Origin of the sequence: Promicromonospora sukumoe 327MFSha3.1 (genome assembly GCF_000385135.1) — a bacterium.
Taxonomy (GTDB): Bacteria; Actinomycetota; Actinomycetes; order Actinomycetales; family Cellulomonadaceae; genus Promicromonospora; species Promicromonospora sukumoe_B.
Genome location: NZ_ARQM01000011.1, coordinates 1,081,044 through 1,101,386, shown reverse-complemented (window position 1 = coordinate 1,101,386; position 20,343 = coordinate 1,081,044). Strand labels below are relative to the sequence as shown.

At 73.1% G+C, this 20,343-nt stretch carries 17 protein-coding genes; 6 read left to right on the top strand and 11 right to left on the bottom strand.

Features of this window, described 5'->3' with window-relative positions; genetic code table 11:
- Positions 1 to 29: 29 nt before the first annotated feature.
- Together H291_RS0118680 and H291_RS0118675 are read right to left on the bottom strand one after the other, a co-directional pair.
- Positions 30 to 779 (bottom strand): 3-hydroxybutyrate dehydrogenase, encoded by a 750-nt coding sequence (locus H291_RS0118680; protein WP_020016537.1) that lies wholly within the window; start codon positions 777 to 779, stop codon positions 30 to 32.
- Entirely contained in the window at positions 776 to 2,140 is a 1,365-nt protein-coding gene (locus H291_RS0118675; RefSeq protein WP_020016536.1) for an MFS transporter, read from the bottom strand. The genes H291_RS0118680 and H291_RS0118675 overlap by 4 nt, the downstream gene beginning before the upstream one ends.
- 166 nt (positions 2,141 to 2,306) lie before the next feature.
- Here H291_RS0118675 and H291_RS0118670 point away from each other — a divergent pair, with 166 nt between their 5' ends.
- Positions 2,307 to 3,236, top strand: a complete 930-nt coding sequence (locus H291_RS0118670) for a LysR family transcriptional regulator (protein ID WP_020016535.1) — start codon at positions 2,307 to 2,309, stop codon at positions 3,234 to 3,236.
- A 19-nt stretch (positions 3,237 to 3,255) separates the two neighbouring features.
- Here H291_RS0118670 and H291_RS0118665 read toward each other — a convergent pair whose 3' ends face one another.
- From H291_RS0118665 to H291_RS0118630, 8 genes are read right to left on the bottom strand one after another with little or no spacing between them, the layout of a single operon-like run.
- The gene (locus H291_RS0118665; RefSeq protein ID WP_020016534.1) at positions 3,256 to 4,215 is read right to left on the bottom strand and encodes an alpha/beta fold hydrolase; all 960 of its coding nucleotides are present in this window, start codon (positions 4,213 to 4,215) and stop codon (positions 3,256 to 3,258) included.
- Positions 4,212 to 4,829 carry a TetR/AcrR family transcriptional regulator gene (locus tag H291_RS0118660; protein WP_020016533.1) on the bottom strand — a complete coding sequence of 206 codons (618 nt, stop codon included), beginning with the start codon at positions 4,827 to 4,829 and terminating at the stop codon, positions 4,212 to 4,214. The genes H291_RS0118665 and H291_RS0118660 overlap by 4 nt, the downstream gene beginning before the upstream one ends.
- A 17-nt stretch (positions 4,830 to 4,846) precedes the next feature.
- The gene (locus H291_RS0118655) at positions 4,847 to 6,397 is read right to left on the bottom strand and encodes a class I adenylate-forming enzyme family protein (protein ID WP_020016532.1); all 1,551 of its coding nucleotides are present in this window, start codon (positions 6,395 to 6,397) and stop codon (positions 4,847 to 4,849) included.
- On the bottom strand, positions 6,394 to 7,443 hold the full coding sequence (locus tag H291_RS30765) for a branched-chain amino acid ABC transporter permease (RefSeq protein WP_020016531.1): 1,050 nt from the start codon (positions 7,441 to 7,443) through the stop codon (positions 6,394 to 6,396). Before H291_RS30765 ends, H291_RS0118655 begins: the two co-directional genes overlap by 4 nt.
- The gene (locus H291_RS0118645; RefSeq protein WP_020016530.1) at positions 7,440 to 8,315 is read right to left on the bottom strand and encodes a branched-chain amino acid ABC transporter permease; all 876 of its coding nucleotides are present in this window, start codon (positions 8,313 to 8,315) and stop codon (positions 7,440 to 7,442) included. The genes H291_RS30765 and H291_RS0118645 overlap by 4 nt, the downstream gene beginning before the upstream one ends.
- Entirely contained in the window at positions 8,312 to 9,091 is a 780-nt protein-coding gene (locus tag H291_RS0118640; protein ID WP_020016529.1) for an ABC transporter ATP-binding protein, read from the bottom strand. Before H291_RS0118640 ends, H291_RS0118645 begins: the two co-directional genes overlap by 4 nt.
- Positions 9,088 to 9,861, bottom strand: coding sequence for an ABC transporter ATP-binding protein (locus tag H291_RS0118635; RefSeq protein ID WP_020016528.1), 774 nt, complete (start codon positions 9,859 to 9,861; stop codon positions 9,088 to 9,090). Before H291_RS0118635 ends, H291_RS0118640 begins: the two co-directional genes overlap by 4 nt.
- Entirely contained in the window at positions 9,861 to 11,063 is a 1,203-nt protein-coding gene (locus H291_RS0118630) for a substrate-binding domain-containing protein (protein ID WP_026365900.1), read from the bottom strand. The genes H291_RS0118635 and H291_RS0118630 overlap by 1 nt, the downstream gene beginning before the upstream one ends.
- 246 nt (positions 11,064 to 11,309) lie before the next feature.
- Between H291_RS0118630 and H291_RS0118625 the strand changes: the two genes are divergently transcribed.
- Positions 11,310 to 12,554: an extracellular catalytic domain type 1 short-chain-length polyhydroxyalkanoate depolymerase gene (locus H291_RS0118625; RefSeq protein WP_020016526.1), complete on the top strand. Its 1,245-nt coding sequence runs from the start codon at positions 11,310 to 11,312 to the stop codon at positions 12,552 to 12,554.
- On the opposite strand, the gene H291_RS30760 is transcribed toward H291_RS0118625, so the two are convergent.
- Entirely contained in the window at positions 12,541 to 14,094 is a 1,554-nt protein-coding gene (locus H291_RS30760) for a helix-turn-helix domain-containing protein (protein ID WP_084468212.1), read from the bottom strand. The two genes, H291_RS0118625 and H291_RS30760, sit on opposite strands and share 14 nt — an antisense overlap.
- Positions 14,095 to 14,250: 156 nt before the next feature.
- Here H291_RS30760 and aceA point away from each other — a divergent pair, with 156 nt between their 5' ends.
- From aceA to H291_RS0118600, 4 genes are all read left to right on the top strand, one after another.
- Positions 14,251 to 15,609: an isocitrate lyase gene (gene aceA, locus H291_RS0118615; protein WP_020016524.1), complete on the top strand. Its 1,359-nt coding sequence runs from the start codon at positions 14,251 to 14,253 to the stop codon at positions 15,607 to 15,609.
- A complete protein-coding gene (gene aceB / locus H291_RS0118610; protein ID WP_020016523.1) occupies positions 15,609 to 17,468 on the top strand; it encodes a malate synthase A in 1,860 nt (619 codons plus the stop codon). Before aceA ends, aceB begins: the two co-directional genes overlap by 1 nt.
- 388 nt (positions 17,469 to 17,856) lie before the next feature.
- A complete protein-coding gene (locus H291_RS34625; protein WP_157237142.1) occupies positions 17,857 to 19,506 on the top strand; it encodes a M15 family metallopeptidase in 1,650 nt (549 codons plus the stop codon).
- Positions 19,507 to 19,567: 61 nt separating this feature from the next.
- Entirely contained in the window at positions 19,568 to 20,329 is a 762-nt protein-coding gene (locus H291_RS0118600; protein WP_026365898.1) for a hypothetical protein, read from the top strand.
- Positions 20,330 to 20,343 lie beyond the last annotated feature (14 nt).

Sequence of the window (20,343 nt, the reverse complement as noted above, 5' to 3'; positions counted from 1 at the left end):
ACACTCCCGGCGCGCCGCCGGGCAGCACCTCACCGTGCGCTCCAGCCGCCGTCGACGGCCCACGAGGCGCCGGACACCATGGCGGCGTCCGGGCCCGTGAGCCAGCCGACCAGTGCGGCCACCTCGCTCGGCTCCACGAGCCGCTTGACCGCGGACTCCGCGAGCATGACCTTGGCCATCACCTCGGACTCCGGGATGCCGTGCACCTTGGCCTGCTCGGCGATCTGCTTCTCCACCAGGGGCGTGCGCACGTAGCCGGGGTTGACGCACACGCTGGTCACGCCGTGCTCGCCGCCCTCCAGGGCCGTCACCTTGGACAGCCCCTCCAGCCCGTGCTTGGCCGCCACGTACGCCGACTTGTACGGCGAGGCCACCAGCCCGTGCACCGACGAGATGTTGACCACCCGCCCCCAGCCCCGGGCGTACATGCCGGGCAGGGCGGCCCGGACCAGCAGGAACGGCGCCTCCAGCATGATTCGCTGGACCAGCCGGAAGTCGTCCGGCACGAAGTCCTGGATCGGGCTGACCCGCTGGATGCCCGCGTTGTTCACCAGCACGTCCGTGTCCAGCCGCAGGTCGTCGAGCGCCCGGGTGTCGGACAGGTCGACCACCCACGCCTCGCCGCCCACCTCCTCGGCGAGTGCCTTGGCGCCGGCGCCGTCCACGTCCGCGACGGTCACGTGCGCGCCGCGCGCGGCCAGCTCCCGGGCGCACGCGGCGCCGATGCCGCCGGCGCCGCCCGTCACCAGCGCCCGGCGGCCGTCGAGCGCGCCGCTCACGAGCGGCCCTCGGCGAGCGCCCGCTCGCGGGCCTGGTCCTCGGCGTCGAGCGCGTGCAGGGACGCCCCCTTGGTCTCGCGCAGCGCGATGGCCGCGACCAGGGTGATGAGGGCCGCGATCGCCATGTAGACGGCGGTGGGCCACCAGGAGCCGGTGTTCTTGAGCCAGGTGGTGGCGAGGATCGGCGCGAGGGAGCCCGCGACGATCGAGGTCACCTGGTAGCTGATGGAGACGCCGGAGTACCGCATCCGGGTCGGGAACATCTCGGCCATGATCGCGGGCTGCACGGCGTACATCAGCGCGTGGAACAGCAGGCCGGCCATGAGCACGGCCAGGATGACCCAGGCATTCTTGGTGTCCATCGCCGGGAAGGCGAACCAGCACCAGGTCGCGCCGAGCACGGCGCCCGTGATGTACAGCGGCTTGCGGCCCACGCGGTCGGCGAGGCGCCCGACGGCGAGGATCACCACGAAGTGGAACGCGTGGGCGGCAGCGACCACACCGAGGATGCGCGTGGTGTCCATGCCGAGCGCGGTGCCGAGGTAGACGATCGAGAAGCTGACCACGAGGTAGTACAGGATGTTCTCGGCGAACCGCAGGCCCATGCCGGTGAGCACGCCGCGCGGGTAGCGCTTGATGACCTCGAGCACGCCGTAGCCCTTGTCGCCCTCCTCGATCTCGGCCTTGGCCTCCTCGTAGATGGGGGCGTCCGAGACGCGGGTGCGCACGTAGTAGCCCACGACGATCACCACGGCCGACAGCCAGAACGCCACGCGCCAGCCCCAGGCCAGGAACGCCGCGTCCGTCAGGGTGGCCGACATCGTGTAGAGCACGACGGTCGCGAGCAGGTTGCCCGCGGGCACGCCGGCCTGCGGCCACGCCGTCCAGCGGGCCCGCTCGTCGTCGCGGCTGTGCTCCGCGACGAGCAGCACGGCGCCGCCCCACTCGCCGCCGAGCGCCACGCCCTGCACGAAGCGCAGGATCACGAGCAGCGCCGGGGCGAGGAAGCCGACCTGCTGGAACGTGGGCAGGCAGCCCATGAGCACGGTCGCCACGCCGATCAGCACGATCGTGAACTGCAGGGTGTACTTGCGCCCGAGCTTGTCGCCCAGGTGGCCGAAGATGATGCCGCCCAGCGGCCGGGCGAGGAAGCCGACGGCGTAGGTGACGAACGCGGCGATGATCGCGTCGTAGGCGTTGCCCGTCTCGGGCATGAGCACCTTGTTGAACACGAGCGCGGCGGCGGTCGCGTAGAGGAAGAAGTCGTACCACTCGACGACGGTGCCGGCCATCGAGGCGGCGACGATGCGCCTGATCAGCGACCGGTCGTCCGGTGCCTGGGTGCGTGGCTGTGCGGACATGCTGCTGCTCCTAGGTGTCGACTCTGACACGGGGTGCGGCCGGGAGCGCGGTCCGCGCCGTCGGCCACCTGTGACCCGCCCGAGTGTTCCCGGCGAGCAGTGTGCGCAGCAATGACGAACTGGGCAGAGGCGGTGTGCACGAATGCACACTTGGTACGGTCGCGGCATGTCAGCCCGCAACGACCCGCCGGCCGGCCAGGTGGCCGACCAGCTCCTGGTGCTGCTGGCCGTGGCCCGCACCGGCCGCTACACGACGGCGGCCCGCGCGCTCGGCGTCAACCACACCACAGTCGCCCGGAACATCACGGCGCTGGAGCGCGCCCTCGGCGGGCGCCTCCTCGTCAAGGGTGCGGACGGCTGGGAGCTGACGACGCTCGGCCGCCGCGCGGCGCGGGCGGGCGAGGCCGTGTCGGACGCCGTGGACCGGCTCGTCGGGGGCGACACCGAGGCCGACCCGGTCACCGGCGTCGTGCGCATGACGGCGACCGACGGGTTCAGCGCCTACGTGGCCTCCCCCGCCATCGCGCGGCTGCGGGGCTCGCACCCGGAGCTGTCGGTCGAGCTCGTGACGGTCACGCGCGTGGCGACACACCACCGCTCGGGGGTCGACGTCGACGTCGTGGTCGGCGATCCGAACGTGCAGCGGGCCAAGGCCGTCCGCCTCGGTGAGTACGTGCTCGGCATGTACGGCTCGCGGGACTACCTGGCGCGGCACGGCACGCCCACCACGGTCGAGGAGATGTCGCGGCACGGCCTGGTCTACTTCGTCGACTCGATGCTCCAGGTCAACGACCTCGACGCGCCCCGCCGCCTGGTGCCCGGCATGCCGGACGCACTGGCCTCCACCAACGTGTTCGTGCACGTCGAGGCCACGCGCGCCGGGGCCGGGCTCGGGTTCCTGCCGTGCTTCATGGCCGACCGGCACGACGACCTCGTGCGGCTGCTGCCCGACGAGGTCACCGAGCGCCTGCCGTACTGGGCGGTGATCCGCAGCGAGTCGTGGCGCCGGCCGGCCGTGACGGCCGTGGTGCAGGTGCTGGTCGACGAGATGAACCGGCAGCGGGACCGGATGCTGGGCCTGCGGCCGGAGGCCTGACCGCAGCTTTCCGGCGGGCTCAGCCGACGGCGGCCACGACCGCAGCCACCCCCGGCTCCGCCATGATGATCGTGTAGTGGTTCACGCCCGCCACCTCGCTCGCCGCCAGCCCCGGCAGCCGCCCCGCCCACTCGGCGACGGTCCCCGCCGGGTACATCCCGCCCGGCTGGTCGAGCAGCCCGCGCGGCGCCCGCAGGAACGTGATCGGCAGCCCGGTCCCGGCGGCCCAGGCCAGGGCGGCGGGCAGCGCGGCGCCGCGGGCGGAGTCCGCCGAGTCGGCGGCGACGGCGTCGGGCGACGTCGCCGGGCGGAGCACCGGACCACCCTCGCTCCCGGGCGCTGCCGGGAACTCCGCCAGGTCGTAGTCCACGTACTGCTCCACCACGGGCGTCCACTCGCCGAACGCGGGGTGCGCCCGCCAGAACTCGCGGTACGCCTCGCGGCTCGGGAACTCCTGGCTCAGCCGCTCGATCGCGGGGCCGAGCAGGGCCCGCACCAGCTCGTCGGGCGTCGCGCCGGCGGGCACGCCCGGCGGCAGCGGGATCGGCAGCCCACCGTCGACCAGCACGAGCCGATCCACCAGGTCCGGGTGGCGGTGCGTCAGCACGAGCGAGACGAACCCGCCCATCGAGTGCCCGACGACGACGGCCGGGCCGCCGGCGAGCTCGCGCACCGCGGCGGCGACGTCGTCGGCGTGGGCCGCCATGCCGTACGGGCCCGGCAGGCCGTTGCTGCGCCCGCGGCCGCGCAGGTCGGGCGCGATCACGCGGCGTCCCGGTAGCGCCTCGACCACGGCAGGCCAGGCCCGGTGCGAGGCCGTGATGCCGTGCACCAGCACGACCGGGGGCTGCGGCACGCCGGTCGCCGCGGCCGCCGTCGGCTCCCAGACGCCCACCCGCAGCGTGCCGCCCGCCACCGCGACGTCGTGCGTGGTGTAGGTGTGCGAGCCGGTCCCCTCGACCTGGTCGACGATGCTCATGAACGCCCCTCCTCCTCGGTCCTGCCGGGCGCCAGCGCCCGCTCGATGAACGTCATCGCCTGGTCGAACACCTCGGGAGGGACGGCCGACGTCGGACCGCCGGGGGCGACGTCGGGGCCCCACAGGACCCAGCGCATCCCGACGATCTCGCCGATGCCCATCAGGGCCCACGCGGCCACCTCCGGGTCGATGTCGCCGACCTCCCCCGCCGCCTGCGCCTTGGCGAGGCCGTCGCGATAGCCCTCGACGATCCGCGTGTAGTGCAGGCGCAGCGCGCCCGGCGACACGAACTCGGCCTGACGCACGATCCGGTACAGCGCCGGGTGCTCGGCCGTGAACTCGAAGAACGCGCGGAAGCCCGCCCGCTCGGCCTCGATGCGCGTGCCGGCCTGCGAGGACGCCTCGATCATGGCGTGCCGCACGCGCCGGTTCAGGTCCTCGACCACCTCGTCGAAGACCTCGATCTTCGACGCGAAGTACAGGTAGAACGTGCCCTGCCCCACGCCGGCCGCCTCGGTGATCTTGACGATCGAGGCGTCGTGGAAGCCGAGCTCGGCGAACACCCGCTCGGCGGCGACGAGGATGCGCGCGCGGGTGCGCTCCCCCTTGGTCATGGGCTGAGAGATGGTGCTCACCGGGCCTCCTCGGCAGGGCGTACGTGGAGCGCGGAGCGCACCACCTTGTTCAGGGACGAGCGTGGCAGGTCGGGCACGAGATCGAAGTGCCGGGGCACCTTGAACCCCGCCAGCTCGCGGCGGCAGAAGGCGGCCAGGTCCTCCGCGTCGGTCAGCTGCCCGCCGCGCGGGACCACGAACGCGTGGCCCACCTCGCCCCAGCGATCGTCGGGCACGCCGACGACGGCGGCGTCCGCCACCGCGGGATGCCGGCGCAGCGCCGCCTCCACCTCGGCGGGCGTGACGTTCTCGCCGCCCGTGATGAACACGTCCTTGAGCCGGTCCACCACGCGGTAGTACCCGTCGGCATCGCGTTCCACCAGGTCACCGGTGCGCAGCCAGCCGCGCGCGAACGACGCCGCCGTGGCCTCCGGCTCCCGGAAGTAGCCCGCGAACACGCTCGGTCCGCGCACCAGCAGCTCGCCGACGGCGGTGCCCGCGAGGTGCTCGCCGGTGACCGGGTCGGCCACCGCAACCTCGACGTGCGGGTAGGGCACGCCGGCGGAGCCCACGCGGTCGCGCGCCACGTCGTCGGGCAGGCAGAGCACGTTGGGGCCGGCCTCGGTGAGGCCGTAGCCCTGGGTGAGCGCCACCCCGCGCCGGTGCCAGGCGCGCAGCAGCGGCTCCGGCATGGGCGCGCCGCCGACGACCGCGTGCCGCAGCGAGCTCAGGTCGGCCGCCGCGAACCCGGGGTGCTCCGCGAGCAGCAGGTAGTTCGTGGGCACGCCCATCATGGTGGTCACCCGGCGATCGGCCACCAGGCGCAGCACGCGCTCGGGCTCGAACGTGCGCTCCAGCACCACCGTCGCGCCCGTCCACCAGGCCAGCAGCGGCTGGATGTTCCAGCCGCCCACGTGGAACTGCGGCAGCACGGAGAGCACCACGTCGGTGCTGGTCAGCTCGACCGTCCGGGACAGCGAGAGGTTGTTCCAGAAACAGTTCGCGTGCGTCAGCAGCGCGCCGCGCGAGGTGCCGCCCGTGCCCGAGGTGAACACCAGCAGCAGCGGGTCGTCGTCGGCCACCTCGCGGCCAGGGCCTCCGGCGGGCGGCGCGGCCAGGTCCGTGCGGCGCCGCGTGGGCGGGGGCACGCGCGCCTCCACGCCGTGCGGCCCCAGCGCCGTGCGCGACGGCGGCAGCGGCAGCCGTTCGAGCGCGGCGTCCGCGAGGGTGCCGCACTCCTCCTCGACCAGCACGAGCGCGGGGTCGGCCTGGTCGAGCTGGGCCGCGAGCTCGTGCGGCGACAGCCGCCACGACAGCGGCGCGAGCACCAGCCCGGCCTTGGCGCAGGCGAAGAACAGCACCACCTGGTCGGAGCTGTTCCCGGTCACCGTCGCGATCCGGTCGCCCACGCCGTAGCCGGCGTCGAGCAGCCGGGCCGCGAGCGCCGTCGCCCGGGCGTCCAGGGCGCGGTAGGTCAGGGTGACGCCGCGGTCGTCGACGGCGACGCGGTCGGGCGTCGCGAGGGCACGGTCGCGCGGCCACCGGCCGAGCGTGTGCAGGTCGCTCATGCGGCCGCCCCCTCGGGCGCCGGACGGCGCCGCGCCGCCAGCCGCTGCGCCGCGCCCGCCAGCCCGCCCGGCAGGAACAGCACGACCAGCACGAAGCACGTGCCCAGCAGGAACATCGGCTCCGACAGCGGGATGCGCAGCACGGCCGGCAGGCCGGCCACCGCCTCGGAGTGCGCGAGCTCGGCCAGCCGCTGGTCCAGCAGCGTGTAGAGCACGGCGCCGACGACGGCGCCCCAGCGCGACCCGACGCCGCCGAGCACGACCATGACCAGGAGCGTCAGCGTGAAGTCCGCGGTCGACGTCGCGGGCGACGCGCCGGACTGCAGCAGCAGGTACGCCATCCCGACGACGGTGGCGAGCGACGCCGCCAGCACGAACACCACGAGCTTGGTCAGGTAGGGGCGGCCGCCGATGATGCGCACGCGCACCTCGTTCTCCCGCACCGCGGCGGCGACGTGCCCGGCCCGGCTGCGCTCGATCCACAGCACCACCAGGTAGACGAGCAGCAGCACGACGAGCGCCAGCCAGTACAGGTTGCGGGTGTTGACGACGCCGACCAGGGCGGCCGGGACGCCGTCGGTCGCGAGCGCGAGCCCCTCCTCGCCGCCGGTCAGGTCGCCCTGGTCGCGGCGCACCAGCACGTTGCCCGCCTGGGCGAACGCGAGGGTGACCATGGCGAACGAGATGCCGGTGACCCGCAGCGAGATGGCGCCCACCACGAACGCGAGGGCCACGCCGCCCACGAGCACGAGCGCGGCGGCGGGCAGGAGCGGCACGTCGGTGCGGTCGAGCACGATGGCCAGTCCGTAGATCCCGGCCGCGAAGTAGAGCGCGTGCCCGAAGCTCATCAGCCCGGCCACCCCGAACAGCAGGTTGTAGGACAGCGCGAGCGCCGCCGTCAGCCAGCACAGGGCGAGGAGCTGGAGCGTGCCTGGCTCGTAGGTGTACCCGGGCAGCACGCCCGGGACCGGGATCGCGAGCAGCGGCAGGCAGGCCAGGAGCGCGAGCGTGCCCAGCGCGGCCAGGAGGGTTCGGGTGCGGTTCATGCGGGCCTCCCCAGCAGTCCGGACGGGCGCACGAGCAGCACGAGCGCCAGCAGCAGGACGACGATCAGGTCGCCGGTGTTGTTCAGGTAGAAGTTGGCGAGCTGCTGCAGCACGGCGACGACGACGGACGCCACCGCCGCTCCGGTCAGCGAGCCCATGCCGCCGATCACCGTGACGATGAACGCGAAGATCAGCAGGCTCGCGCCCATGTGGGGCGAGACGTAGTTCAGCGACTGCGTGGCCAGCACGCCGCCCAGTCCGGCCGCCGCCCCGCCGACGGCGAACACCAGCGTGAACGCGCGGCGCACGTCGATGCCGAGCGCCGTCACCATGGCCCGGTTCTCCACGCCCGCGCGGATGATCAGGCCGTACCGCGTGTACCGCAGGAACGCGACGATGCCGCAGAGCACCGCGGCCCCGGCGAGCACGTTGAGGAACGCGGTGTTCGGCACGTGCGCGCCGAGCACGTCGGTGGTCGAGGCGAGCCAGCCGGGCCGCGTGACGTTGCGGGGGTTGGGCCCCCAGATGCCCTCGAACAGGGCGACGGTGGCGAGCGAGAGCCCGACGGTGACGAGCACCTGCTCGATGTGCCGGTTGTACAGCGGCCGGATGAGGCCCAGCTCGGTGACGGTCGCGGCGGCCGCGCCGGTCAGCGCACCCACCACGAGGCCGAGCAGCAGGCCGCCCCAGGTGCCCGCACCGACGAGGTTGCCGGCCGCGAGCCCGACGAACGCGCCGAGCGTGAGGAACGAGCCGTGCGCGAAGTTCAGCACGCCCATCAGGCCGTAGATCAGGGACAGGCCTGACGCGACCAGGAAGTACAGCCCGCCCAGGCCGAGCCCGGTGGCGATCAGGAGGATCAGGGTGCTCATCGCCCGGCCTCCACTTCTTCGCTGGTCGAGCTTGTCGAGACCTCGTCCCCGGCCCCGCCCGCCGAGACCCCCAGCAACCGCTGCACCAGCTCGGGATCGTCCAGCAGCTCCCGCGCCGGCCCCGTGTGCACCACGCGTCCGGCGTCGATCACCACGACCCGCTCGGCGAGCCGCTCGACCACCTGGAGGTTCTGCTCCACGAGCAGCACGGGCACCGTGAGCGCCGCCGTGGCCAGCGTCTCGGCCACCTCGGTCACGATCCGCGGGGCCAGCCCCTTGGTGGGCTCGTCCACGAGCAGGATCCGGTTGTCGTTGAGCAGCGCCCGGGCCAGGGACACCATCTGCTGCTGCCCGCCCGAGAGCGTGCCCGCGCGCTGGCCTGCGCGCTTGACCAGGTCCGGGAACAGGGCGTCGACCAGCCCGCGGCGTTCCGGCGTGGTGCCGTGCGCCGTCGTGCCGCGTTCCGCGAGCCGCAGGTTCTCGGCCACGGTCAGGCCCGCGAACACCTCGCGGTCCTCCGGCACGTAGCTGACGCCGCGGCGGACGATGCGGTCCGTGCGCTCGCCGTCGACGCGGACGCCGTCGAGCAGCACCTCGCCCGACCGCTCGACGAGGCCCAGGATCGCGCGCAGCGTGGACGTCTTGCCGACGCCGTTGCGGCCCAGCACCGCGGTGACGCCCGAGGCAGGGACCTCGAACGACACGTCGTGCACCACCTCCTGGCCCGCGATCCGCGCGGACAGCCCGCGGACCTCCAGGACGTTCGACCCGCTCATGCCGCGCTCCCCGCCGTCGTCCCCAGGTAGGCCGACTGCACCGTCTCGTCCGCCATGACCCGCTCCGGGACGTCACAGGTCAGCAACTCGCCGTGGTGCAGCACCGCGACGCGGTCGGCCAGGCCGAGCACCACGTCCATGTGGTGCTCCACCATGAGCACGGTCCGGCCGGACTCGTTGATGGACCGGATCACCTCGACCAGCCCGGCCACGTCGCCGGTGGCCACGCCCGCCATCGGCTCGTCCAGCAGGACGACCGAGGAGTCCATCGCCAGCAGCACGGCGATCTCCAGCTTGCGCTTGTCGCCGTGCGAGAGGTCGCCGGCCGCGGCGTCGGCCCGGTGGGTCAGGCCCACCGTGACCAGGTGCTCGGCCGCCTCCGCCGACGCCGCGTCGCCGCGCCGGGGGAAGCTCAGGACCGAGAGGCTGCCGCCGAGGCGGCGCTGGGTGGCGAGCCGGACGTTCTCCGCGACGGAGAGCCGCGGGAACAGGCTGGACGTCTGGAAGGTCCGGCCGAGGCCGGCCCGCGCCCGTACCGCGACGGACGCCGCTGTCACGTCCCGGCCGTCCAGCAGCACGCGGCCGCTCGTGGGCCGGTACAGGCCGCTGATCAGGTTGAACAGCGTGGTCTTGCCCGCACCGTTGGGGCCGATCACGCCGACCAGCTCGCCGCGGCCCACCCGGAGGTCCACCCCGGTCAGGATCCGCGCCCCGCCGATCGTCAGCCCGAGCCCTGCGGTCTCCAGGACCGGCTCGCCACCCCTTGCCACTACTCGGACACCTCCGCCGGCGCGACCGACTCGCCGTCGATGACCTCGACCAGCTCGGGCGTCCAGGTGTCGCCGTCCTTGACCAGCTTGGCCTGGTACATCGGCTGGATCAGGGCGTGGTCCGAGGCCCGCACCGTGGTCTCGCCCTTGGGGCCCTCGAACGTGTAGCCCTCCAGCGCGTCGACCATGGCCTCGACGTCGCCGGCGCCCTCCTCGACCGCGTGCACGATCATCTGCGCCGCCACGAAGCCGTCGGGCGTGAACAGGTCGGGCGTACCGCCGGCCGCCTCGACGGCGTCGAGCATCGCGGTCTCGGTCTCGGTCCCGGCCGCGCCAGGGAAGTAGTGGTTCAGGAAGCTGACCTTCTCGGCCGCGTCCCCGTAGGCGCCGTAGGTGGCCACGTCGCCCAGGCCGGTCACGACGGTGGTCTCGTCGAGCACACCCTGCTGGTCCAGGCCCTGCCACATCGCGCCGGTCGTGGCGCCGGCCCAGGCCACGAAGACCATGTCCGCCTCGGCGTCGAGCACCTTCTTGGCGAACGGCGTGAACTCCGTGGCGTCCTCGGGCACCAGCACCGAGGAGACCTCGGCGCCCTGCCCGCCCAGCACGCCCTCGACGGCGGCCAGGTTGCCCTGCCCGAACGCGTTGTCCTGCGCGAACACCACGACCTTGGCACCCTTCGGGTCCACGAACGTGCCCGCCGCGGCGACGTCCTGCAGGGACTGCCGGCCGCTGCGGAACGTGTAGCGGTTGATGCCGGTGAGCGTGTCCACGGCCGCGGGGCCGGACACGTACAGGACCTTGTTCTGCTCGGCCTGCTCGGCCAGGGGCAGTGCCACGCCCGAGACGACGGTGCCACCCAGGATCTGGTAGCCCTTGCCGATCAGGTCCTTGGCCTGCGAGACGGCCTTCTCGGGGTCGCCCGCGTCGTCGTGGAAGGTGATGTTGAGCTCGTGGCCGGCCACCGTCCCGGTGCCGTCGGTGGCGTGGTCGATGCCCGCCTCGAAACCTTGCTTGTAGGCCGCGCCGTAGGCAGCGAGCGGCCCGGACTCCGAGTACACGATGCCGACGTCGATCGGCGCGGCGTTCTCGCCGTCGCCGCTGCCGCCGGTGCTGCTCGCGCCGGTCGGCGCGCACGCCGCGAGCGCCAGGCCCGTCACCGCAGCGGCGGCGACGGCCATGAGGGACTTCCTCGTCCGCATGACTCTGCCCTTCTTCGGGTAGTCGTCGCCGCTCGTCCGGCCGGGCGCCGTCGCCCAAACCTGAGAGGCGATTCAGGTTGCGGAGATAGTGGCCGAGACGGACATCTCGTGTCAACCCACCCGACCCGGAACCGGGTGGGTGAACTGTTGACAGGTGATTCAGGTCGCACCTAATGTCCGCAGATGTCCGGCTGACCCCGCGCATCGGAGCGCCTCGGGCGGCACGACCTCAACGTGGAGGTTCGAATGACACACCCATCCCCGCGGCCTCGTCGCCGCCTGTTCGCGCTGCTCGCGGCCGTCGTCGCGATCGCACTGACCCCGCCCGCGGTGGCGGCCGTGGCCGCCGTCGCGCAACCGACGGCCGGTGCCTGGTCGTCACGCACGGCGGGCGGCATGACCACGCAGCTCTACGTGCCGACGTCGGCCCCCGAGCTGGCGGCCGGGCGGGCGCTGATGATCAACCTGCACGGGTGCGTGCAGACCGCGACCGACCTACGCAACGGCGGCAACTGGGCCGCGACCGCCGACGAGCGCGGCATGGTCGTGGCCGTGCCCGCCGCGCCGAACGGCGGCGTGCTGCTCGGCTGCTGGGACTACTACGACACGTCCCACTCGCGGGCCAACCCGGCGCGGCACGACGACAACCTGCTCCAGCTCGTCGACGACCTGCTCGGGGACGCGTCCCTCGGCATCGACCCCAACCAGGTCTACCTCTCCGGGCTCTCCTCCGGCGGCGGCGAGACCATGGTGATGGGCTGCCTGGCACCCGACGTCTTCGCCGGGATCGGCATCAACGCGGGCCCGACGGTCGGCACGACGTCCGGCCAGATCGGGTACGTCGCGACCACTCAGGCGCAGGCGACCTCCACCTGCCGCAACTTCGCCTCGACCGGCTCCCCCGGCTTCGGCACGCAGGTGACGTCGGTGGTCTACGGCTCGTCGGACACCACCGTGGCGACCGGTTACAACACCCTGAACGCGCAGGTCATGGCCGGTATCTACGGGGCGTCGACCCAGTCGTCGTTCTCCCTGGCGGGCCTGCCCGGCAGCAACACCGCCGGCACCGGCACCCTCTGGTCCGACGCCGCGGGTCCGCGCGTCTCCCTGATCGCCAACTCGAACGTGAGCCACGCGTGGCCGGCCGGCGGCGGGCCGGGCGGCTCGTACATCTCGACGAGCTCGGTGAACTACCCGGCCTACGTGACGGACTTCTTCTTCGACAACAACCGGCGCGTGGACCGGACCGGCGGGCCCACGAACCCGCCCACCGACCCGCCGACGGACCCGCCCACCGAGCCGGGCCTGTTCTGCGGCGCGGCCACCAACGCGCAGCACCAGGCGGCGGGCCGGGCGACGTCGTACGGCATCGACCCGTACAACCCGTTCTACGCCGTCGGGACCATGGACTACCTGGGCCAGGGCAACGCCACGGTGACCACGCTGCGGGAGACGTCGGAGGGGGTGTTCGACCTGGTCACGGGCTGCTGATGTCGTCGATGTCCTCGGGCGTGTGCCGTTCCAGGAACCGGTAGACCTCCGTGGTCTCCACACCCGGGTACGCGCCCGAGGGCATCGCGGCGAGCATCGACGCGTGCGGCCGCGCCGAGGGCCAGGCGAAGTCGCCCCACTTCGCCGAGAGGTCCTCGGGCGGGCGCCGGCAGCACGACTCGTCCGGGCATCGCGACGCCGACCGGACCGTGGTCTCGCGCCCGGAGAACCACTTGACGTCCGCGAACGGCACGCCGACCGACACGGAGAACGCGCCGTCCGACGTGTTCTCCACGCGCGAGGTGCACCAGTACGTGCCGGACGGCGTGTCCGTGTACTGCGCGTACGGGTTGAACCGGTCCTCGACGTCGAACACCCGGCGCGCCGTCCACTGCTTGCACACGTGCTGGCCCTCGACGGCGCCCAGGGCGTCGGACGGGAACCGCACGCCGTCGTTCTCGTACGCCTTGTGCAGGATCCCCGACTCGTGCACCTTCATGAAGTGCACCGGGATGCCGAGGTGCCGCGTGGCGAGGTTGGTGAACCGGTGCGCGGCGGTCTCGAAGGACACCCCGAACGCGTCGCGCAGGTCCTCGATCGCGATCGCCCGCTCGTCCTTGGCGTCGCGCAGGAACTTCACGCCCGGCTTCTCCGGCACCATCAGGGCGGCCGCCAGGTAGTTGGCCTCGACGCGCTGGCGCAGGAACTCGCCGTAGTGCCCCGGCTCGGTGTGGTCCAGCACGTGCGAGGCAAGCGCCTGCAGCAGCGCGGACCGGGTGTTCGACCGCCCGCGGAACCCCTTGGACGGCAGGTACAGGCGCCGGTTGCGGGTGTCGATGACGGACCGCGTCGAGTGCGGCAGGTCGCCCACGTAGTGCAGCGTGAACCCCAGGTGCGCGGCGATCTCGGCCGCCATGCGCTGCGGCAGCGGCCCGGTGGTGTGCCCGACGTCGGCGAGCAGGCCCTTGGCGACCTGCTCCAGCTCGGGCAGGTAGTTGTCCTTGGCGCGCATCTCGTCGCGGAGCTCGCCGTTGGCCCGGCGCGCCTCCTCGGGAGTGGCCGCGCGCTCGGTGTGCAGGCGCTCCAGCTCCCGGTGCAGCGCCAGGATGGTGCCGAGCGCGTCGGTGGGCAGCGACTTGCCGATCCGCACGCCGTCGATCCCGAGCGAGGCGAACAGCGGGCCGCGCTGCACCCGCTCCAGCTCGATCTCCAGCGCGTCCCGCTCCGACGGCGGCTCCGCAGACAGGAGGTCGTCCACACCTGCGTCGAGCGCCCGGGCGATGGCCTGCAGCTGCGAGAACTTGGGCTCCCGCTTGCCGTTCTCCAGCGTGCTGATCTGCGACGGGGCCCGGTCGATGGCGGCGGCGAGGTCCTCGAGCGTCATGCCCTTGCTGGTCCGCAGGTAGCGGATGCGGCGGCCGATCGTGAGGGCGTCCGGCTCGGCGTCCGACGTCGTCGTCGAAGCGTTTTGACCGCTCTGGGTAGAACGCGAGGAAGTCGCGTTTCGCGCGGTTCTGCGATTTTGAGGGCTACCTACCATGCCCGAGGGTGACATAGGCAAAGGCTTTCGTTCAACAGAAGAACTGGAAATCTTCTGCTCGGATCTGCTTGAGGAGGGGGTTGCGGAGGGCAGATGGTCGTAACACGTCACCGGCAGACGCGGTGGCAACGTTCCGTCCCGAGAAGGAGACCCGCCATGAGCGCACCCACGATCGACCCCACGTCCGAGGCGACCACGTCCGCGACGACCGCGGTGCCGGCGCAGGCCTCCGTGCGCGCCGGGGACCAGGTCCAGACCGCCGAGGAGCTGCGCCAGGCCTGGGCGTCCGACCCCCGCTGGGCCGGCATCGAGCGCACCTTCACGGCGGAGGACGTCGTCGCCCTGCGCGGCTCGGTCGGCGAGGAGAGCACGCTGGCCCGCCGCGGCGCCGAGCGCCTGTGGCGCCAGCTGCACGAGGAGGACTACATCAACGCCCTCGGCGCGCTGACCGGCAACCAGGCCGTGCAGCAGGTCAAGGCGGGCCTGCAGGCCATCTACCTCTCCGGCTGGCAGGTCGCCGGCGACGCGAACCTCTCGGGGCAGACCTACCCGGACCAGTCGCTCTACCCGGCCAACTCCGTGCCGGCCGTGGTCCGCCGCATCAACAACGCCCTGCTGCGCGCCGACCAGATCGACGTGTCGGAGAACGGCACCCCCACCCGCGACTGGCTCGCCCCGATCGTGGCCGACGCCGAGGCCGGCTTCGGCGGCCCGCTCAACGCGTACGAGCTGATGAAGTCGATGATCCAGTCGGGCGCCGCGGGCGTGCACTGGGAGGACCAGCTCGCCTCGGAGAAGAAGTGCGGCCACCTCGGCGGCAAGGTGCTCATCCCGACCCAGCAGCACGTGCGCACGCTGAACGCGGCGCGGCTCGCGGCCGACGTCGCCGACGTCCCCTCGATCGTGATCGCCCGGACCGACGCCGAGGCGGCGACCCTGATCACCTCGGACGTCGACGAGCGCGACCGCCCGTTCATCACCGGCGAGCGCACCAACGAGGGCTTCTACAAGGTGACCAACGGCATCGAGCCGTGCATCGCCCGCGCCAAGGCGTACGCGCCCTACTCCGACCTGATCTGGATGGAGACCGGCACGCCGGACCTGGAGCTGGCCCGCAAGTTCGCCGAGGCCGTCAAGGCCGACTTCCCCGACCAGATGCTGAGCTACAACTGCTCGCCGTCGTTCAACTGGAAGAAGCACCTCGACGACGACACGATCGCCAAGTTCCAGCGCGAGCTGGGCGCCATGGGCTTCAAGTTCCAGTTCATCACCCTCGCCGGCTTCCACGCCCTGAACTACTCGATGTTCGACCTGGCCCACGGCTACGCCCGCGAGCAGATGTCGGCCTACGTGAAGCTGCAGGAGCTGGAGTTCGCCGCCGAGGAGCGCGGCTACACCGCCACGCGGCACCAGCGCGAGGTCGGCACCGGTTACTTCGACCGCGTGGCCACCGCGCTCAACCCGGACTCCGCGACCACCGCGCTGGCCGGCTCGACCGAGGCGGCGCAGTTCTGATGACCGCGACCATCGACACCCGCGCCCACGGCACCAGCCCCTACGACGCCGACGCCGGCCTGGCCGGGATCGGCACCCCGCCGGCGTCCGCCCGGACGATGTCCGCCCACGCGACCACGCCGCCGTCGGCTCCCGCTCCGGCGCCCGCTCCCCGGAGCGCGTCCCCCAGCACGCTGCCGAACGGCGGCGTGGGCGCCTCGGGGACCGGCACCCGCCGGGGCGTGATCACCGTGACCGCCGCCGTCGGGCCGCGCTACGGCGAGATCCTGACGCCGGAGGCCCTGACGTTCCTCGCCCTGCTGCACGACCGGTTCGACGCCCGCCGCGACGAGCTGATCGCGCAGCGCCAGCTGCGCCGGCAGGACATCGCCGACGGCGCCGACCCCGACTTCCGGGCCTCCACCCGGCCGGTGCGGGACGACCCGCACTGGCGGGTCGCCGGGTCGCGCAACGCGCCCGGCCTGGAGGACCGGCGCGTCGAGATCACGGGTCCCACCGACCCGAAGATGACGATCAACGCGCTCAACTCCGGGGCAAAATGCTGGCTGGCCGACGCCGAGGACGCGTCCAGCCCCACGTGGCCCAACGTGATCGAGGGCCAGCTCGCGCTGCACGACGCGATCCGCGGCACGCTCGCCTTCACCAACGAGGCGGGCAAGGAGTACACGCTGCGCTCGCCGGACATCGCTGACCTGCCGACCATCGTGTTCCGGCCGCGCGGCTGGCACCTCGACGAGGCGCACCTGCGCTACACGGACGCGAACGGCATCACGTCGGGCGCGCTCGGCAGCCTGGTCGACTTCGGCCTCTACTTCTTCCACAACGCCGCCGAGCTCATCGCGCGCGGCCGCGGCCCCTACTTCTACCTGCCCAAGCTGGAGGGCTACCGGGAGGCGCGGCTGTGGAACGAGGTGTTCGAGGTGGCGCAGGACGCCCTCGGCATCCCGCGCGGGACCGTGCGCGCCACGGTGCTCGTCGAGACGCTGCCCGCGGCGTTCGAGATGGAGGAGATCCTCTACGAGCTGCGCGACCACTGCGCCGGGTTGAACGCCGGCCGCTGGGACTACCTGTTCTCGGTGATCAAGTGCTTCCGCACCCGCGGGGAGTCGTACGTGCTGCCGGACCGCGCCCAGGTGACCATGACGGCGCCGTTCATGCGGGCGTACACCGAGCTGCTCGTGGCGACCTGCCACAAGCGCGGGGCGCACGCCATCGGCGGCATGAGCGCGTTCATCCCGGACCGCCGCGACCCGGAGGTCACCGAGACCGCGTTCGCCAAGGTCAGCGCGGACAAGCGGCGCGAGGCCGGCGACGGCTTCGACGGCACCTGGGTGGCACACCCCGACCTCATCCCGGTGGCCCGGGCCGAGTTCGACGCCGTGCTCGGCGACGCGCCGAACCAGGTCTCCCGCCTGCGGGACGACGTCGTGGTGGGGCAGCACGACCTGCTCGACGTCGCCTCGGCGCGCCGCTCCGGGGCGACCGTGACCTCGGCCGGCCTCCGGTCGAACGTCTCGGTGGCCGTGCGCTACCTCGACGCGTGGCTCCGCGGTACCGGGGCCGCCGCGCTGGACAGCCTCATGGAGGACGCCGCCACCGCGGAGATCTCGCGGTCGCAGGTGTGGCAGTGGATCGCGTCGGGCACCGTGACCGACGACGACCAGCAGCCGGTGACCCGCGAGCGCGTCGAGGCGATCCTGCTCGACGTCGTGGCGTCGCTGCCCCACGGCCACGGCAACCGGATCGACGACGCTGCCGAGATCTTCCGCGCCGTCGCCCTCGAGGACGACTTCCCGGCGTTCCTCACGAACCCCGCGTACCAGGGGTACCTGGTGGGCTCGGCGGTCGACCGGCCGTAAGGCCTCGATCACTACCCACCGGCCATCAGGCTGGGACGCCCCGCTGTCGGGGCGTCCCTTCCACCGCCCGACGCCGCGCCCGGTCGCCGCTCTCTCGGCGCCCCACCACCCCTGGGGTGTGACCGGCGCGGCGTCGGGCTCGTGTGCGCGGGCACGAGCACGCGTGCGGGGTGGCAAGTGCGACATTCCGGTTGTTGCATGCGCCGTCAGTAGCGCTACCCTGGGCGTTCTTGGACGGACGGCACCGGGGTCTCATCAGCGCCGATGCCCAGACCGGTCGGCGGGCGGACGCGGTCCGCGACAGCCGATGTCAGACGCAAGGGGGCGTTGACCAGTGACGGACGAGCCGAACGGTGCGGGGGCGCGCGAGACCAACGCTCGCGGCCCGGTGAGTGGTGGACCAACCGGGACAGGCGCCGCCTTCTTCCGCGATCGCGGCCGGGCCGCGCGCCGCGCCCTGACGAGTCGCCGGGCGCGCAATGCCTGGACCGGCGCCGTCGCGCTGGCGATGACCGGCGGGGTGCTCGTCAGCGCGTCGGCGAGCGTGCCGGCGTCGCACCCCCTGGCGGACGGCGCCCCCGCCTCCGCCGCGCAGCCGGCCGCGGCGCGCACCGTCGAGGTCGGCGCGGCGTCGCAGCGCCCCGCGACGGGACCCGAGGCCACCGCACCGGACGGCGTCACCGTGAGCCAGGTCCTCGCCGTCCTGGACCGCGCCGAGTCGATGCTCAGGCAGAGCTCCGAGCCCAGCCCCGCCGTCGCGCAGGCCGCCGCCGAGCTCGGCATGCTCTACACGACGTACCAGGCGCAGCAGCTCGCACTGACGGAGGCCGACCGGCCACTGCGGGTCGAGTCGGCCCCGACGGCGGGCGAGCCGCGCACACCAGCCCTGTCCGACGAGCCGATCCACGCCACGCAGGTCTCCCGGACCGTCACCGGTGGCACCCACGGGAGCCCCGCCCCGGACTGGGGCACGCCGGGGGACCTCCCGGCCGCCGAGGTCGTACCCGAGGATGCCGGCGAGTACGTCACCTTCGACGAGGTGGCCGTCGCGGCGATGCGGCTGGCGAACATGCTTGACCCGTCCTCCCCCACCGCGCTCATCGAGACGCTGCCGGACGCCGGGACGTCCCTGCGCCGGAACCTGCTCGACACCGTCGCGGCCTACGGCGACTCCACCGCCGGGTACGCCAACGGCCGTATCCCCGCCGACGTGCTCTGCGCGCTGCCCTTCGCGCCGGGGCACCTGCTGCGGTGCGACGCCGCCGAGCGCCTGGCGGCGCTGAGCGCCCGGTTCGAGAAGGAGTTCGGCCACCCGATCCCGATCACGGACTCGTACCGATCCTTCGAGATGCAGGTGACGGTCCGGGGCACCAAGCCGCACCTGGCGGCGATCCCCGGCACGTCCAACCACGGCTGGGGCCTCGCGGTCGACCTGGGCAACCCGATCGCCGGCGGCGCCTCCGACGAGTACGTCTGGCTCCGGCTGCACGCGCCCGACTACGGCTGGGACAACCCGTCCTGGGCGCAGCTCGGCGGCGCCAAGCCCGAGCCGTGGCACTTCGAGTTCTTCGCGGCGGGCTCCATCCCCAACCGGGCCATCGACCCGTCCGACGTCGGCTCGTGGGCGACGGTGGCGAGCACCGACCCCGCGAACCCGGGGCTCCGGTCCGACGGGGACTCGGGTGGCCGAAAGGGGTCCTCGTCCGACGGCGGGTCGGGCGCCGGCGCGAGCGGATCCGGCACGGGTGGCTCCGGCACAGGCAGTGGGGCCGACGCGGGGTCCGGCTCCGGTGGTGGCTCGTCGGCGGGCTCCGGCGGCAAGACGCCGGCCGCCCCCGAGAAGCCGACGCCGGCCGAAACCTCGGAACCGCCCGTGGAGGCGGAACCGGAGGCCCCGGCCGAGACCGGTCTGGTCGAGGGCGTCGTGGGCGGCACGCTCGACCTGGTGGGCGACACCGTCGACGGTGTGGTCGGCGGGGTTGTCGGCGGCTTGCTCGGTGGCACCAGCACGGGTGGTACCGAGAACCCGACCGGGTGAACTTTTCGTCGCAGTTCCGTCGTGGCGGTTTTGGGTGCTTTTAGCCGGATACGGTGCCCGCATGTCCGACGACGAGGGCGCCCGCCGCGCTCCAGAACCGAATCCGACCCCTGAGCCAGTCCCGGCTCTGGTCGCACCGAACGGCGCGGTCGCCGACGCCGCGGGTGACAACGGGCGCGAGGGCGCGAGCGACGGCGCGACGGTGGCCGGACCGGCATCGCGCGACGAGGACGCGCCGCAGGCCGACCCGGCCGCGACCGGCCCGGGCGCGGCGCCGGCCGTCGCAGGACCGGCCAGGCCCGCCGGCGCGGCCCCGCAGGTCCCTCCGGCCCTCGTGGCGTTCCTCAAGGAGCACGCCGTCACCCTGGTGCTGGTCGTGCTGCTGATCGCCGCCGTGGTGTGGGGCGCGCTCGGCGTCGTCTCGACCAACGACTGGAAGGCGCGCGCCGCGGGTTTCGCGTCCGACCTCACGAGCGCGAGGCAGACCATCGCCGAGGCCCACGCGACGATCGACGACCTGGAGATCGCCAAGGAGCGCGCCGAGACCACCGCGACGGCGTGCGTCGGCGCGATCAACGACGCGGACGCGATGCTGGAGGTCTCGGCCAAGATGGACGACAAGACGGTCGTCTACCTGGAGGGGCTGAACGACTTCATGGCCGCGGTCGCCGCGGGCAACATGTCGACGGCGGAGACCATCGGCGCCGAGATCGACGCCCTGGGCGCGCAGCTCGACGACCTGAGCGAGCAGATCGAGGGGCACATCGACGACTACGAGGACACCTCGGCCGGCTGCCACGTCGACGCCGCCCAGGACGTCTGACCGGCGCAGCGACC